At 72.6% G+C, this 15,061-nt stretch carries 12 protein-coding genes; 3 read left to right on the top strand and 9 right to left on the bottom strand.

Going from position 1 to position 15,061, the window contains the following annotated elements; all coding sequences use genetic code 11:
* Positions 1 to 84: 84 nt before the first annotated feature.
* From V1260_RS07535 to V1260_RS07525, 3 genes are read right to left on the bottom strand one after another with little or no spacing between them, the layout of a single operon-like run.
* On the bottom strand, positions 85 to 951 hold the full coding sequence (locus V1260_RS07535; protein ID WP_329746199.1) for a sugar phosphate isomerase/epimerase family protein: 867 nt from the start codon (positions 949 to 951) through the stop codon (positions 85 to 87).
* A complete protein-coding gene (locus tag V1260_RS07530) occupies positions 948 to 2,222 on the bottom strand; it encodes a DUF993 family protein (RefSeq protein ID WP_442878139.1) in 1,275 nt (424 codons plus the stop codon). Before V1260_RS07530 ends, V1260_RS07535 begins: the two co-directional genes overlap by 4 nt.
* 5 nt (positions 2,223 to 2,227) lie before the next feature.
* Positions 2,228 to 3,391 carry a Gfo/Idh/MocA family protein gene (locus V1260_RS07525; protein WP_329746198.1) on the bottom strand — a complete coding sequence of 388 codons (1,164 nt, stop codon included), beginning with the start codon at positions 3,389 to 3,391 and terminating at the stop codon, positions 2,228 to 2,230.
* A gap of 342 nt (positions 3,392 to 3,733) precedes the next feature.
* Here V1260_RS07525 and V1260_RS07520 point away from each other — a divergent pair, with 342 nt between their 5' ends.
* Positions 3,734 to 5,971, top strand: a complete 2,238-nt coding sequence (locus tag V1260_RS07520; RefSeq protein WP_329746197.1) for a glycosyl hydrolase family 95 catalytic domain-containing protein — start codon at positions 3,734 to 3,736, stop codon at positions 5,969 to 5,971.
* A gap of 20 nt (positions 5,972 to 5,991) precedes the next feature.
* Here V1260_RS07520 and V1260_RS07515 read toward each other — a convergent pair whose 3' ends face one another.
* Positions 5,992 to 7,014 carry a dienelactone hydrolase family protein gene (locus V1260_RS07515; RefSeq protein WP_329746196.1) on the bottom strand — a complete coding sequence of 341 codons (1,023 nt, stop codon included), beginning with the start codon at positions 7,012 to 7,014 and terminating at the stop codon, positions 5,992 to 5,994.
* Positions 7,015 to 7,254: 240 nt separating this feature from the next.
* On the opposite strand from V1260_RS07515, the gene V1260_RS07510 reads away from it, so the two are divergent.
* Positions 7,255 to 7,560, top strand: coding sequence for a helix-turn-helix domain-containing protein (locus V1260_RS07510; protein WP_329746195.1), 306 nt, complete (start codon positions 7,255 to 7,257; stop codon positions 7,558 to 7,560).
* Positions 7,561 to 7,584: 24 nt separating this feature from the next.
* Here the strand turns inward: V1260_RS07510 and V1260_RS07505 are convergent, their stop codons facing one another.
* Together V1260_RS07505 and V1260_RS07500 are read right to left on the bottom strand one after the other, a co-directional pair.
* The gene (locus tag V1260_RS07505) at positions 7,585 to 8,442 is read right to left on the bottom strand and encodes a sugar phosphate isomerase/epimerase family protein (RefSeq protein ID WP_329746194.1); all 858 of its coding nucleotides are present in this window, start codon (positions 8,440 to 8,442) and stop codon (positions 7,585 to 7,587) included.
* A 261-nt stretch (positions 8,443 to 8,703) separates the two neighbouring features.
* Complete coding sequence (locus tag V1260_RS07500; protein WP_329746193.1) at positions 8,704 to 10,389, bottom strand: ribonuclease J; 1,686 nt, start codon at positions 10,387 to 10,389, stop codon at positions 8,704 to 8,706.
* Between the two features lie 233 nt (positions 10,390 to 10,622).
* On the opposite strand from V1260_RS07500, the gene V1260_RS07495 reads away from it, so the two are divergent.
* The gene (locus V1260_RS07495; protein WP_329746192.1) at positions 10,623 to 12,287 is read left to right on the top strand and encodes a hypothetical protein; all 1,665 of its coding nucleotides are present in this window, start codon (positions 10,623 to 10,625) and stop codon (positions 12,285 to 12,287) included.
* A gap of 65 nt (positions 12,288 to 12,352) precedes the next feature.
* Here V1260_RS07495 and V1260_RS07490 read toward each other — a convergent pair whose 3' ends face one another.
* The 3 genes from V1260_RS07490 to V1260_RS07480 all read right to left on the bottom strand — a co-directional run bounded on the left by V1260_RS07490 (position 12,353) and on the right by V1260_RS07480 (position 15,059).
* Positions 12,353 to 12,856: an SRPBCC family protein gene (locus V1260_RS07490; RefSeq protein ID WP_329746191.1), complete on the bottom strand. Its 504-nt coding sequence runs from the start codon at positions 12,854 to 12,856 to the stop codon at positions 12,353 to 12,355.
* Entirely contained in the window at positions 12,853 to 13,200 is a 348-nt protein-coding gene (locus tag V1260_RS07485; protein WP_329746190.1) for an ArsR/SmtB family transcription factor, read from the bottom strand. Before V1260_RS07485 ends, V1260_RS07490 begins: the two co-directional genes overlap by 4 nt.
* 236 nt (positions 13,201 to 13,436) lie before the next feature.
* A complete protein-coding gene (locus tag V1260_RS07480; RefSeq protein WP_329746189.1) occupies positions 13,437 to 15,059 on the bottom strand; it encodes an alpha-N-arabinofuranosidase in 1,623 nt (540 codons plus the stop codon).
* Positions 15,060 to 15,061 lie beyond the last annotated feature (2 nt).

The following is a 15,061-nucleotide window of genomic DNA, read 5'->3' as shown; positions in this document are numbered from 1 at the left end:
TGTATTGGGTTGGGTGCGGATGGTGGGGGCGGGGCGTAGATATCCCCCCCCCCCCCCCCCCCCCCCCCCCCCCGCTGCCCCGGCTCACGCGTGCGGCAGGACCAGCTGTTCGAAGCGCTCGGCGATGATCCGCAGCGCGTCGTCGACGGGGGTGGCCCAGACGTCCTCGTGGAAGATCTCCACCTCGATGTCGCCCGTGTACCCGGCGCCGCGGATCATCGAGGTGATCGACGGGAAGTCGATATAGCCGTCGCCCATGTAGCCGCGGGAGTTCAGCGGCTCGGCGGCGAGCGGCAGGTTCCAGTCGCACACCTGGTAGCTGAACAGTCGGTCCGCCTCGGCGGCGCGCTGGATCGCCCGCGGCAGATACGGGTCCCACCACACGTGATAGGTGTCCACGACGACCCCGGCGGCGGGGCTGCCGGAGGCCTCGGCCATGTCGAGGGCCTGGTCGATCGTGGAGAGCACGGCTCGGTCGGCGGCGAACATCGGGTGCAGCGGCTCGAGCGACAGCGTCACGCCGCGCTCCTCCGCGTACGGCGCGAGCTCGGCGATCGCCTCGGTGACGCGGGCGCGGGCGCCGACGATGTCCTTGTCGGCCCGGTCCACCCCGCCGACGACGAGCACCAGCGTGGGGGCGCCGAGCCCGGTGGCCTCGTCGATCGCCCGACGGTTGTCCTCGAGCGCCGCGGCGCGGTCCGCGTCCGCGGAGGCGGTGAGGAAGCCGCCGCGGCACAGGGTGCTCACCCGCAGGCCGGCGTCGTCGACCCGTCGGCGGAGCGCGTCGAGACCCACCTCGGCGACGTCCTGTCGCCACAGGCCCACGGCGTCGATCCCGTGGGAGGCGGTGGCCTCGAGGAACTCCTGCACCCCGGTGGTGCGGCAGGTCCAACGGTTGATCGACAGGCGCGGGGTGCCGTGGCCGATCTTCTCGGAGGGCGGGACGTTCATCGGGTGCCTCCCTGCACGTCGTAGCCGTTCAGGCGGAGCATCCCGTGCCAGCGCTCGGCGGCGAGCGCCGGGTCCTCGAGGTCGCCGGTCGCGGCGGCGAGCTCGATGGTGCGGGACAGGTGCGGCAGGCTGCGCGCTGAATGCAGGCCGCCGATCATGGTGAAGGCCCGCTGGTGGCCGTTGAGCCAGGCCATGAACGCGACGCCGGTCTTGTAGTGGTAGGTCGGGGCGGAGAAGACGTGGCGGGCCAGCTCCTCGGAGGCGTCGAGGATGCGGCGGGCCTCGTCGGCATCGCCCGCGTCGAGCGCCTGCACCGCGGCGGACGCCGCCGGAGCGGTGACCGCGAAGGCGCCGAGCAGCGCGTCGGAGTATGCGCCGTGCACCCTCGCCCCGTCGGCCGGTGTGCCGGTGCCGTCGCCGACGATGAGGTGCGAGAAGTGGAAGTCGTCGCCGGTGAACATGGTGACGCCCTCGGGTAGCCGCTCGCGGACCGCGACCTCGGCGGCGTCGTCGAGCAGGCTCATCTTCACGCCGCGGATCCGGGAGGGGTACTCGCCGATGATGCGCAGCAGGGTCTCGGAGGCCTCGGCGGTGTCGACCGAGCCGAAGTAGCCCTCGAGGTTCGGGTCGAAGGCGGTGCCGAGCCAGTGCAGGACCACGGGCTCGCTCGCGGTCTCGAGCACGCGGCGGTAGACGTCCTCGTAGTCCGCGGCGGAGCGGGCCGCGCGGGCGAGGTGGCGGGAGGCCATGAGCACCGCCCCGGCACCGGTCGCCTCGGTCGCGGCGAGCTGCTCGGTGTAGGCGTCGACGATCTGATCGAGGCTCAGCTCCGTCTCGGCCCGCTGATCGGTGGAGACGCCGGCCACGACGAGGTCTCGCACCTGCGCGCCCGCGGGGAAGACGGCCGCGATCTCGGGATCGGCGAGCGCGGCGCGGGCGGCGTCGGCGCTGCGGGCGATCAGCTCGCGGGTCGCGGCGGCATCGAGGCCCATGTTGCGCTGGGCGGTGTCCATGGCGTCGGCGACCCCGAGACCCCGACGCCACATGGTGCGGCGGAAGGCGAGGGTCGTATCCCAGTCGATGTCCGCCGGGGCGCCGGGGGTGTTGTCCCCGTGGACCTGCGGGGTCACGTGCACCGCGGCGAACACGGTGCGGGAGCGCAGCGGCGCCGACGGGGGCGGGAAGGAGGCGGCGCCGCCGAGGTCGACCTCGCGCAGGGAGCCGTCCTCGTCGAGGAGCGTGAGTCGGAGCTGATCCGGCATCGCGGTCATCGGGCTCAGGCCTCGGTGAGCGGGTCGAGGGAGATGCGGCGGCCCTCGGCGGCGGAGCGCAGCCCCGTCTCGGCCAGCCGCACGCCGCGCGCACCGGCGAGCAGGTCGAAGGGGTAGGGGCGGCCCTCGACGTAGTGGCGCAGGAAGTCCTCCCACTGCACCTTGAAGCCGTTGTCGTAGCCGTCGGGGCCCTGGTTGTCGGGGACCTCGATCCAGTCGGCGCGGTAGTCGTGGGGGTCGCGGACGTCCGGGTTCCAGACCGGCTTGGGCGTCGCCTCGCGCGGCTGGATGCGGGCGCCGTGCAGGCCGACGACGGCGGAGCCCTTCGTGCCGTCGACCTGGAACTCGACCAGCTCGTCGCGGTGCACGCGCACGTCCCAGCTGGAGTTCATCTGCACGACCGTGCCGCCCTCGAGGCGGAAGACGCCGTAGGCGGCGTCGTCGGCGGTGGCGGTGTAGGCCTCGCCCTTCTCGTCCCAGCGGGTGCCGATGTGGGTCGCGGTCTGGGCGTAGACGTCCTCGATGCGACCGAAGAGGTCCTCGATGACGTAGTTCCAGTGGGGGAACATGTCGGCGACGATGCCGCCGCCGTCCTCGCTGCGGTAGTTCCAGGAGGGGCGCTGGGCGGTCTGCCAGTCGCCCTCGTAGACCCAGTAGCCGAACTCGCCGCGCACGGAGAGGATCTCGCCGAAGAAGCCGGAGTCGATGAGGCGGCGAAGCTTGAGCAGGCCGGGGAGGTAGAGCTTGTCGTGGACGACGCCGGAGACGGTGCCCGCGGCCTTCGCGAGGCGGGCCAGCTCGAGGGCCTCCTCGAAGGTCTCGGCGGTGGGCTTCTCGGTGTAGATCGCCTTGCCGGCGGCGATCGCCTTCTTGAGGTTCTCCACGCGCAGGTTCGTGACCAGGGCGTCGAAGTAGACCTCGTAGTCCGCGTCGTCGAGCGCCGCGTCGACGTCGGTGGTCCAGTTGTCCAGGCCGTGCTTCTCCGCGACGCCGCGCAGCTTCTCCTCGTTGCGGCCGACGAGCAGCAGCTCGGGCAGGAGACGGTCGCCGTCGGCGAGCAGGACCCCGCCCTGCTCGCGGATCGCGAGGAGCGAGCGGACGAGATGCTGGCGATAGCCCATCCGCCCGGTGGCGCCGTTGACGATGATGCCGATGCTGCGAGTGGCCATGGAGAACTCCTGGGGGTCGGGGTCGCGCGGTCGTGGTCGTGATGCCGGGGCGGGCCCGGGCCGGGGGGCGAAGGGGATCGCGGAGAGGACGGTCCTCGGTGATCGTCCGTCACCCCAAAGGGCAACCGCTTTCCTGGGTATCAGTCAATCACGTCCCGGCCGACGGGGCAAGCACTTTCCCTCGGTCGACCCCTCGACGCCGACGGGCCTCACACATAGGATGAATCTCGTGAGATCGGCGCGACCGCCACTCTCGTCGCACCGCCTGCCGCGCCACCCGGTCTGCCCGTCGGCGCCACAGCACTACCCCTCCTTTCCTCTACCCTCCTCGGGAGATACTCCATGGCATCTTGCACGGACATCCGTCGCCCCCGTCCCGCAGATCGCTGGCTCGAGGCCCTCCCCCTCGGCAATGGTCGGATCGGTGCGATGGTCTGGGGTGATCCGACGGCGCCCCGCTTCAGCCTCAACGAGTCGACGCTGTGGTCGGGATCTCCCACCACCACCGAGCGGTGGCACACCAGCGCCGAGGACGCGGAGGCGGCGCGCCGGCGAGCCTGGGACCTGTTCCGCCGGGGCGAGGTGCGCGCGGCACAGGAGGCCCTCGAGGAGCTCGGGGCCGCCTGGTCGCAGGCGTACCAGCCCGTCGGCGAGCTCGTCGTGCGCCTCGACGGTCCCGAGGCTTCCGCACCGGCCGACTACGAGCGCGTGCTCGACCTCGCGCGCGCCGAGCACCGGGTGCACGCGAGCGGCGAGGAGCACGTCACCCTGGTGGGCCTCGCCGACGAGGTGCTGGTCCACGCCATGCCCTGCCCGACGGGCACCGCGGTGGCGCTCGCGCTCACCTCCCCGCTCGTCGAGGAGCGTCGGATCGCCGACGAGCACGGACTCGCGGTGGTGCTGCGCGCCCCGTCGGACGGCGTCCCCACCCGCCACGCGGACCTGGCGGAGCTCGCCTGGGACGAGGAGGGCGCGAGCCGCGCCGTCGTGGTGGTGCGCACCCGCCGAGAGGGCGGGCGCCTGCTGGTCACCTGCGCGATCGGGACCACCTGGCAGGGGCTCGGGCAGCAGCCCGACCGCGACCTCGAGGAGCTGCTCGCCGCGACGACCGCGCAGGCGGAGCAGGCCCTCGAGCGGGGCGAGGACGAGCTGCGACGCCGCCACCGCGAGACCCCGCTGCCCGGCATCGACGAGGTCGCGCTCGAGCTCGACGGCTCGGAGTCCGCGCAGCTGCTCGCCACCATGGTCGCCTACGGCCGGCACCTGCTCGCCTCGTCCTCGCGGGCCGGGCTGCCGCCCGCGAACCTGCAGGGGATCTGGAACGACAAGGTGCTCGCGCCGTGGAACTCGAACTACACGGTGAACATCAACCTCGAGATGAACCACTGGGCGGCGGGCGTGGCCCACGTGCCCGGAGCGGCCGAGGCGCTCGAGGGCTACACGGCGATGCTGCGCCGGGCGGGACAGGAGACGGCGCGCCGGCTGTACGGAGCGCGCGGCTGGACCGTGCACCACAACTCCGATCCCTGGGGGTACACCGATCCGGTGTCCGGGGACCCGAAGTGGGCGACCTGGCCGATGGGCGGGCTGTGGCTCGAGCGCGAGCTGGACTCGATCGCCTCCTTCAGCGGCGAGGACCCCGCGGCGATCGCCGAGCGCCGCTTCCCCGCCCTGCGGGAGGCGGCGGCGTTCGCGCTCGACCTGCTGCACGAGGCGGAGGACGGCACGCTGGTCACCTTCCCCTCCACCTCCCCCGAGAACGAGTGGCTCACCGCGGGCGGCGAGGCGGTCGCGCTCACCGCGGGCGGCGGGATGGACCGCTGGCTGCTGCACGACGTGCTCGGATCGTTGCTGGCCTCGGCGGAGCTGCTGGGCCGGAGCGAAGACGAGGTGGTGCGGGAGGCAGCCGCGGCGCTCCCGAGGATCCCCGGCCCCCGCCTCGGCGCCGACGGCCGCGTCCTCGAATGGCACCTCGACGGGGTCGGCGAGGTGGAGCCGACCCACCGGCACGTCTCCCACCTGGGCTTCGAGTACCCCGGCGCGACCCCGCAGCCGCCGGAGGTGTCGGCCGCGGTGGTCGCCTCGATGGAGGCGCGCGGCGACGAGGCGACCGGTTGGTCGCTGGCCTGGAAGACGGCTCTGTGGGCTCGGTTGCGCCGGGCGGACAAGGTCCAGGATCTGCTCGAGTTGTTCCTGCGCCCCGCCGAGCTGCCTGACGGCTCCGAGCGCAGCGGGCTATACCCGAACCTGTTCTCCGCACATCCGCCGTTCCAGATCGACGGCAACATCGGCATCGTCGCCGCGATCGCGGAGTGCCTCGTGCAGAGCCACCGCGGCGAGATCGAGCTGCTCCCCGCCGCGGCCCCGATTCTGGCCTCCGGATCCATGCGCGGACTGCGCGCCCGCCCCGGCGTGGCCGTGGACATGACCTGGCAGGACGGCGCCGTCACCGGGCTCTCGTTGCGCGCCGTCGGCCCGGGGGCGCTGGGGCTCCACCGAGTGCGCCACGGGGAGCTGCGGGCCACCGTCGAGCTGCGGGACGAGGCGCCCGTGACGGTGACACTGCAGCCGTCGGTCTGAGCCGGGCCGGCCGCCGCAGGTCAGCCGAGCAGCGCGAGCAGCCGCTCCACGGACTCCTCCCCGCGGAAGGCGTGGCCGCCGGGGGTGACCACGAGCGTCGGGGGCTCGGCGCCCTGCGCACTCCAGGCGGGCGCGAGGCCGGCGTGGGCCGCGCGGGTCGCGGCGATCGGGAAGATCGGGTCCTCCTCCCCCGCCTCGAGGACCAGCGGTCGCGGCGCGATCAGCGCGGCGATGTCGGCCATCTCGAGCTCCGGGAGGAGCCCCGGGATGATGTTGCAGGGGCAGTGGCGGATCGCGGCGATGCTCGCGGCGAAGGACGAGAAGTAGTTCGCGACCAGCGCTCCTGCCAACTCGGGCACCGCGGCGGCGAGAAGCAGCGCGACCGCTCCCCCACCGGAACCGCCCGCGACGGCGACCCGCTCCGCGTCCACGCCGGGCAGGGCGCGCAGCGCGTCGGCCGCGGCGGCGGCATCGGCGACCCGCTGCCCCATCACCGGCCGGCCGTGGAGGAGGAAGCGGGCCGCGTCGATGCCGCACGAGCTGTCGCCCGGGCCGGCCGGCTCGAGGTCCGGGCGGGCGGACTCCGTGCGGCGCCGCCCGAAGGAGAGCATCTCCGGGGCCAGCACCGTCACGCCACGGGCGACGAGCTTGTGCGCAAGCCGGTCGTGGTACTCATCGGCCGGATCCTCCGCGACGAGCCCGTCGATGCCCGGGCCGTGGCCCGCGACGAGCACCACCGCCGCGCCCGTCGCCCGCTCCGGGGCAGGGCGCAGCAGGAAAGCGGGGAGCTCGACGCCCGAACCGGTGCGCACCGTGACCAGCTGCGGGCCGTCGTCCTCGCGCTCGGGCGGGTCGACGAGACGACCCGTGGTGGACGGGTCGGGGAGGGCGGAAGCGGCAGTGCCGGCATCGGGATCGGCGACAGGGCCCGCGGCCGTAGGGGCGGGGCCGTCGAGGCCGAGAAGGGTGCGGAGACGGGCGCGCTGGCCGGAGGCCGCCGGGAGGCCCTCCCCGGTGGACAGAGCGTCATGGATCGGAGTCATGGGCGACATCATCCCTTCACTGCATCGCGTCTGGTCAGGTGGTCCGAAGGCTGCGTGAACACCGCCCCGATCGCCCGTCCCACCCCAGGAGCCCTGGACTCTCGGGCATAACCGGCGCGCGCCACGCGTCTCGCCGTCGGCCGACCGGAGCTGTTCGCCCTGAACGGTCTCGAGGCGGCGCTGCTCTGGTACGACTCGCAGAATCCGCGACGCCACCGGCTCGACGAGCGAGTGCTGTGGGTGCTCGAGCACATCGACGCCCACCTCGACGAGGAGCTCGACGTGCCCCGACTGGCGCGTCTCGCGCACCTCTCCCCCTCGCGGCTCGCGCACCTGTTCGCCGCGCAGGTGGTGACCTCGGTGCGCGGCTACGTCGAGGCGCAGCGCCTCGAGCTGGCGGCCCGCCTGCTGGAGATGACCCCGGATCCGGTCGCCGAGAACGCGCGACGCGTCGGCTACCCGGACCCCCTGTACTTCTCGCGCCGCTTCAGGGCCGCGCACGGGCGGAGCCCCTCCGCGCACCGGGCCCGCCACCGCGTGGGGTGAGGGCACCGGCGCGCCTCCGGGACCTCAGCGCGGGGCGACCGCGCGGTCCAGGCGCTGCGAGATGTCCGCGAGGACCTCGTCGACGGGCTGCTCGGCGAGGCTCTTCATGAACGGCTCGACCTTCACCGGCCCGGTGTACCCGGCGGCGTGCACGGCGCCGAGGAAACCGTCGAGGTCGATGACTCCGGTGTCGAAGGGCAGGCGGCGGTCGAGGTCCATCTGCTCGTCCCGCTCGCGGTCGGCGCGGGCGTCGTTGATGTCGACAGAGACGATGTCCGCGTCGGTGAGGCCCTCGAGGTCCGCCGCCGACTCCCCCGCGGTGTACCAGTGGTAGCTGTCGAGGATGAGGCCGATGTTGCTCGCCCCGGTCTCGGCGATCAGCTCGCGCGCCTCGCGGATGCCGTGGATGAAGGGGAAGCGCTCGGTGGACCAGAAGGTCTTCGGGCCGATGTACTCCAGGCCCAGGCGCAGGCCGTGGTCGGCGAGGATCTCGGAGACGAGGGCGAGACGGCCCGCGTGGAGGCGCCAGTTCTCGCGGTGGTCGAGGGCGTCGTGCATGGGGCGGATCCAGGTGCCGACGGCGGTGACGCCCGCGGCGGTGAGCAGTTCGAGGGCGTCGGGCAGGGCGCCGAGCGACCTCCGGAACTCCTCGGCGGAGGAGTCCAGGCCGATCGGCAGGCCGGAGATGCCCCAGCTCAGCCCCTTGGCCTTCACGGCGTCGCCGTGCTCGACGACGGCCTGCAGGCCCTTCTCCTCGAGGAGGGTGCGGAAGTGGCCGGGGTCGGGGTCGACGCCCCCGAAGCCGTGCGTCACGGCGAGATCGATGGCGGTGGTGTGGTCCAGGGTGAGCCCGAGTGCGCCGGGCGAGAGGCAGGAGAACATCCCTGAAGCCTAGGCCCCGAACGTTCCCACGTGGTGACCTGACACACATCGTCCACGGAGTGGGACGCCGGGGCGAAGCGGGCGCGCTGGGCTATTCGCGAGCGCTCCGCCAGGCAGCATCCCGCCGACGCCCCCGCCCTGGACTCCGCACGTGACGCCCACGCCGACGGCCCCCCCCCCGCGCCGCCGCGAGGCGGGCCGGAGGGGCCGTCGGAGAGCAGGGCGGTGCCGACGGAGCGTCCGTCGGCCCCGAACGCCCGCTCAGGCGTCGATGACCACGGCCATCACCGCGGGCTCGCGGCGGTAGGTGCGGCGCAGGTGGGTGCTGACGGTCTCGACGACGATCTCCTCGATCTTCGCGATGTCGTCGATGCCGTCGGTCCTGGTCTGGACGAGGGCCTTCTCGACCTGCGCGGCAGCTCCCTGGAAGGTCTTCTTGTCGTGGACGAAACCCTTGGTGAGGAACTCGACCGGCTCGACCGGCTTGTGGGTCTTCGGGTCGATCAGCGCGACCACGGTGACCACGCCGCCGCCGGAGAGCAGCCGGCGCTCGGCGAGGGTGTCCTCGGTGGCGGCGCCGATGGTCTGCCCGTCGACGTACACGAGCCCGGCCTCGACCTTGCCGGAGATCTTCGCCTGGCCGGCGATGAGGTCGACGGTCACGCCGTCCTGCGCGATGACCACGTTCTTCTCCGGCACACCCGTCTTGCGGGCCAGCTCGGCGTTGGCGTGGAGGTGCTTGGACTCGCCGTGCACCGGCATGACGTTCTTCGGCTTCACGATGTTGTAGCAGTACACGAGCTCGCCGGCGCTCGCGTGACCGGAGACGTGGACCTTCGCGTTGCCCTTGTGGACGATGTTCGCGCCGAGGTCGGTGAGCTTGTTGATGATCCCGTAGATCGCGTTCTCGTTGCCGGGGATCAGCGAGGAGGCCATAAGCACCGTGTCGCCCTCGCCCACCTGGATCTGGTGGTCGCCGTTGGCCATGCGGGCCAGCGCCGCCATCGGCTCACCCTGGGAGCCGGTGCAGATCAGGGTGACCTTGTGGTCGGGCATCGACTGGATCTTGCGGAAGTCGACGACGAGTCCCTTGGGGATGTCGAGGTAGTCGAGGTCGCTCGCGATCTTCATGTTGCGCACCATGGAGCGGCCGACGAAGGCGACCTTGCGGCCGGCGGCGTGCGCGGCGTCGAGCACCTGCTGGATGCGGTGCACGTGGCTGGCGAAGCTCGAGACGATGATGCGGCGCGGCGAGGTGGCGAACACCCGGTCGATCGCGGGGGTGAGATCCCGCTCGCTCATGGTGAAGCCGGGGACCTCGGCGTTGGTGGAGTCGGTGAGGAAGAGGTCCACACCCTCCTCGCCGAGGCGCGCGAAGGCCCGCAGGTCGGTGATGCGGCCGTCGAGCGGGAACTGGTCCATCTTGAAGTCGCCGGTGCACAGCACGGTCCCGGCCTTGGTGCGGATGGCGACCGCGAGGCTGTCCGGGATGGAGTGGTTCACAGCCACGAACTCGAGGTCGAAGACCCCGGCGCGGTGCTTCTGCCCCGCCTCGACCTGCACGGTCTTGGGGGTGATGCGGTGCTCCTTGAGCTTCGCGGTGAGGAAGGCGAGAGTCAGCTCGGAGCCGATCAGCGGGATGTCCGCGCGCTCCTTAAGCAGGTACGGGACACCGCCGATGTGGTCCTCGTGGCCGTGGGTGAGGACGATGCACTCGATGTCCTGGAGGCGGTCGCGGATCGAGGTGAAGTCCGGGAGGATCACGTCGATGCCGGGCTGGTGCTCCTCGGGGAAGAGCACGCCGCAGTCGACGATCATCAGCTTGCCGGCGTGCTCGAACACCGTCATGTTGCGGCCGACCTCGCCGAGGCCGCCGAGCGGGGTGATGCGCATGCCGTTCTTCGGCAGGCGCGGCGGAGCGGAGAGCTTGGTGCGGGGGGAGGGCATGGAGGAGGTTTCCTTCGACGGAGGGACAGGGACAGAGGTCTGTGGTGGAGCGCGCGGGTTCGGGTCCCGCTGCGGCGTCCGTCCCTTCAACGTACGGGGTCTCGGCGCAGATCCCGCGTTCTGGGCCGGAACCGACACGAGAATCACCTTTCGCGCCGCGGATCTGCCACCATGGCGGCGGCCGCGGGCCGGGGAGACACCCCGCGCCGCCGCGACGGGAAGGGCGTGAGGCAGTGGGAGCACGACGCACCGGAGGGTCCGTTCCGGGGGCGGGGAACGGCGGACCGGCCGACGGGGGCGCCGGGCCGGTCGCGCCCGGTTCCGGCGGCGCTGGCTCCGGCTCCGCCGCGGCCGACGGGGGCGCCCGCCCGCTCCTGACCCGCGCACTCCTATCCCGCCGGGCGCTCGCCCGCACGGCCGTCGCGATCGCGGCCGTCCCCGTCCTGCCCGCCCTCGCGGCCTGCACGGACGCCGACGAGGCGGGCATCGTCTTCGTCGCCGACCCGACCCCGTCGGCCGTCCTCCCCGCCGCCTCCCCCGCCGCGACCGCGCTCTCGCTGAGCGCCCTGCTGGTCGAGTCCGCGGAGGTGGTGGCCCTGGCCCCCACCGAGGCGGCCGACGCCCTCGCTGCGCTCATCGGCCCCGCGCAGGTGCCGCTGCTCGTCGGCCCCGACGGGGAGATCACGGAGGAGCAGGTGGGCGAGGAGCTGGACCGGCTCGGCGCGCGCACCCTGCTGATCCCCGCGGGCCAGGATGCCGGCGCACTCGGTGAGGGCCGGGACATCCTCGAGGTAAACCTCGCCGCGGAGGATCCCTCCGCCGACTTGCCGACGGTCACCGTCGGCGCCGCCCCCGAACGACTCACCCTGCTGCTGGACCCGGAGCAGGCCCTGCCCGCCGCGCCGGTCGCGTCGGCCCTGGTCACCGCCGCCGGCGGGACCGTCGCCCAGGTGCCCGGCGGCCAGCTGGGCCGGAGCGCCGACTCCGTCGCCGTGGCGCGAACCGCCGCCGGCGAGGATCCGACGACGGGCGTGCTCGCCCTCGGCGAGAGCTTCGGCGCGACCGACTCCCTCGCCGCCGCACTCGAGCACGCCGCGACGACCCCGGAGCTGCCGGGCGGAGGGCAGATCGCCTTCCCCGGTCGGCGGATGATCGCGGCCTACGGCTCCCCCGGCGTGCCCTCGCTGGGGATCCTCGGCGAGCAGGGGCTCGAGGAGACGATCGCCCGCACGCAGCAGCTCGCCGCCGACTACCAGGGACTCACCGACGAGCTGGTGATCCCCGCCTTCGAGATCATCGCGACGATCGCCGCGGACACCCCCGGCGGCGACGGCGACTACTCGCGGGAGCTCTCCGTGGACTCGCTGCGGGAATGGGTCGACGCGGCGGGCGAGGCCGGGGTGTACGTGGTGCTGGATCTCCAGCCCGGCACCACCGACTTCCTCACCCAGGCGAAGCGCTACGAGGAGCTGCTGCTCGAGCCGCACGTGGGCCTCGCGCTGGACTCCGAGTGGCGGCTGAAGCCCGGCCAGAAGCACCTCGAGCAGATCGGCTCGGTCGGCGGCGCGGAGGTGAACTCGGTGGTCACGTGGCTGGCGGACCTCACCGCCGAGCACGGCCTGCCGCAGAAGCTGCTGATCCTGCACCAGTTCACGCTGCGGATGATCACCGAGCGGGAGACGATCGACACCTCCCGCGCCGAGCTCGCGATCACCCTCCACGCCGACGGTCACGGCGCGCCCGGCGACAAGCTCGCCACCTGGAACGCCCTCCAGCAGGGCCTGCCGGAGGGGATCTTCATGGCGTGGAAGAACTTCTACGACGAGGACTCCCCCACCTTCACGCCCGAGGAGACCTACGCCGTCGAACCGCGGCCCTGGTTCGTGTCGTACCAGTGAGGTGACACGGCGGCGCCGGCCGCCCGCAACGGGGCGACCGGCGGCGCCTGCTGCGCGAGCAGGTGTCAGCCCCCGACGGACCCGCCCTCGAGCAGGGCGTCGAGCTTCTCGTAGCCCTCGTTCACGCCGACCTCCATGCCGCTCTCGAGCATCGCGGCGCGCCCCTCAAAGGAGTCGAGCAGCGACGTGCTGTGCATGCGAGTCCAGCCGTCGCCGAGATCCTCGAAGGTCATCGTGTCCAGGGAGACGCCGTCGGGCCAGCCGTCGAAGGTGAAGGTCTGCACGAGGCGGTCCTCGCGGACCTCGTGGAAGCAGCCGTGGAAGGAGTACTCCTCCTCGGTCGCGCGGTCGATGGTGGTGAAGGCCCAGGAACCGCCGGTGCGAGCATCCCAGTGGTCGATGCGGGTGTCGAGGCTCTTGGGTCCGCACCATCGCGAGTAGATCTCGGGGTTGGTGTGGGCGCGGAAGAGCTGCGCGGCACTCGCCCGGAAGTCCCGGGTGATGCGGATGAGGGGCAGCTCGGGGTCGGCCTCGATGGCGGCGGTGGTGAGGCGGTCGGTGGTGGTCATGACGGGGTCTCCTCGGTGTCGGTGCTGCTGAGCTCCGCCAGCGCCTCGTCGAGCCGGGACATCCGGGCCTCGGCAGCGATGCGATGGCGGTCGATCCAGGCGGTCAGCTCCCCGAGCACCTCGGCGTGAAGGTGGACGGGGCGCCGTTGGGCGTCGCGCCGGCGGGTGACCAGGCCGGCGGATTCGAGGACCGCGAGGTGCTTGCTCACGGCCTGCAGCGAGATGTCATAGGGAGCGGCGAGCTCGCCCACGGTGGCGTCACCGAGGGTCAGGCGGGAGACGAGATCCCGCCGCGTGGGGTCGGCGAGGGCGGCGAAGGCCTTCGAGAGATCGTCGGCGTCCATCACCCTCCGCTCCTCAACCAGCTGGTTGATAACCGGGACGCTACGCCCCGTAAACAGGGTCGTCAACCCCTCGGTTGACAAAGATTCTGCGGTCTCGGACGCCCGCGCGGCGGGTCGAAGGCGCGGCGCGCCCCGTCGGCCCCTCCCCCGCGCACGACGACGGGCCGGCACCCCGGGGATCCCTCCCCGAGGTGCCGGCCCGTCGGCCGTTCGGCCCGTCGGCCGCAGCCTGCGCCTCAGCCGAGCTGCAGCTGCACCGTCGCCACGGAATGCGGCGGCAGGGTCACCTCGAGCCCGGCCGGGTGCTCGCGCACGTCTGTGAGCGGCGCGGGCGCGACGGCCTCGGGCTGCTCGGGGGTGTTGTGCGCGGCGGTCGTGGCGCCGGTGAGCACGGTCGCCGTGTGGCCCACGACCTCGCGGCCGCGCAGGTCCAGGACGAGGGTGCGGGGCTCGGCGGCGTCGAGGTTCGACAGCGAGATCAGCGCGGTGCCCTCCTCGGCGCGCAGCGAGGCGGAGGCGGAGATGCGGGGCAGCACCCGGCCGTCGACCACCTCGGACTCCTCGGGCAGGAGCACGTGGGCGTCGAGCGCGGCGGCGTCCTGGTGCCCGGCGTTCATGGCGAACACATGGTAGGTCGGGGTGAGGACGAGCGCGCCGGTCTCCGGGTCGGTGAGGATCATCGCCTGCAGCACGTTCACGGTCTGCGCGATGTTCGCCATGATCAGACGGTCCGCGTGACGGTGGAAGCCGTCGAAGTGGATCGCCGCGACCAGGGCGTCCCGCACGGTGTTCTGCTGGTACAGGAAGCCCGGGTTGGTGCCCGGCTCGACGTTCCACCAGGTGCCCCACTCGTCCAGGACCAGACCCACCTTGCGATGCGGGTCGTAGCGGTCCATGACGGTCGCATGGCGGGCCACATGCTCCTCCGCGCGGGCGGCGCGGGCGAGGGTCAGGTACCACTCGTCCTCGGTGAACTCGGTGGCCGAGCCCTTGTCCGACCACGGCCCCGACATCGTGTAGTAGTGCAGGGAGATGGCCTGGTAGGGGCCGGCCTTCCCGTCGGCGTGCTCGACGTTCGTGACCGCGCGCATGAGCGACTCGGTCCAGGCGAGGTCGCCGTCGGAGGCGCCGGCCGCGATCCGGGTGACCTCGTTCCCGGCGTGGTCGCGGACGAAGGTCGAGTACTGCCTGGCCAGTGCCGCGTAGTCCTCGGCGCGCATGTTCCCACCGCAGCCCCAGGACTCGTTGCCGATCCCGAAGAACGGCACCTTCCACGGCTCGTCCCGACCGTTCGCCCGGCGCAGCGCCGCCATCGGCGAGTCATCCGCCCGGGTCAGGTACTCGATCCACTCGCTCATCTCCTGCACCGTGCCCGAGCCGACGTTCCCGTTCACGTACGCCTCGGTGCCCAGCAGCTCGACGAGATCCAGGAACTCGTGGGTGCCGAAGGAGTTGTCCTCCACGACGTCGCCCCAGTGGGAGTTCACCATCCGCGGCCGCTGATCGCGCGGGCCGATGCCGTCCTTCCAGTGGTACTCATCGGCGAAGCAGCCGCCCGGCCAGCGCAGGTTCGGGATGTGCAGCGCCCGCAGCGCCGCCACCACGTCGTCCCGGATCCCCCGGGTGTTGGGAATCTCCGAGTCCTCGCCGACGAAGAACCCGCCGTAGATGCACCGACCCAGATGCTCGGCGAAATGGCCGTACAGATGCCGGGAGATCGTGGCGCCGGGCAGGTCCAGATCGACGACGACCCGTGCGGGTCCGGTGGTGCGGCGGGCGCTGGGTCCGGTGGACCCACCGGCGGGGGTGGTCAGCGCGGAGACGAGGTCGCTCGCGAGGGTGGGCGCGTTCTCGGTCATGA

Source organism: Brachybacterium sp. J144 (genome assembly GCF_036321705.1).
Classification (GTDB): Bacteria; Actinomycetota; Actinomycetes; order Actinomycetales; family Dermabacteraceae; genus Brachybacterium.
Note: the sequence above shows the minus strand (reverse complement) of the source record. Positions and strands in the feature narration are given on the sequence as shown.

Bases quoted from the DNA above. Each gene is read 5' to 3' on its own strand.
- V1260_RS07535 (WP_329746199.1), bottom strand. From the start codon at position 951: ATGAACGTCCCGCCCTCCGAGAAGATCGGCCACGGCACCCCGCGCCTG.
- V1260_RS07530 (WP_442878139.1), bottom strand. From the start codon at position 2,222: ATGACCGCGATGCCGGATCAGCTCCGACTCACGCTCCTCGACGAGGAC.
- V1260_RS07525 (WP_329746198.1), bottom strand. From the start codon at position 3,391: ATGGCCACTCGCAGCATCGGCATCATCGTCAACGGCGCCACCGGGCGG.
- V1260_RS07520 (WP_329746197.1), top strand. From the start codon at position 3,734: ATGGCATCTTGCACGGACATCCGTCGCCCCCGTCCCGCAGATCGCTGG.
- V1260_RS07515 (WP_329746196.1), bottom strand. From the start codon at position 7,014: ATGACTCCGATCCATGACGCTCTGTCCACCGGGGAGGGCCTCCCGGCG.
- V1260_RS07505 (WP_329746194.1), bottom strand. From the start codon at position 8,442: ATGTTCTCCTGCCTCTCGCCCGGCGCACTCGGGCTCACCCTGGACCAC.
- V1260_RS07500 (WP_329746193.1), bottom strand. From the start codon at position 10,389: ATGCCCTCCCCCCGCACCAAGCTCTCCGCTCCGCCGCGCCTGCCGAAG.
- V1260_RS07490 (WP_329746191.1), bottom strand. From the start codon at position 12,856: ATGACCACCACCGACCGCCTCACCACCGCCGCCATCGAGGCCGACCCC.
- V1260_RS07485 (WP_329746190.1), bottom strand. From the start codon at position 13,200: ATGGACGCCGACGATCTCTCGAAGGCCTTCGCCGCCCTCGCCGACCCC.
- V1260_RS07480 (WP_329746189.1), bottom strand. From the start codon at position 15,059: ATGACCGAGAACGCGCCCACCCTCGCGAGCGACCTCGTCTCCGCGCTG.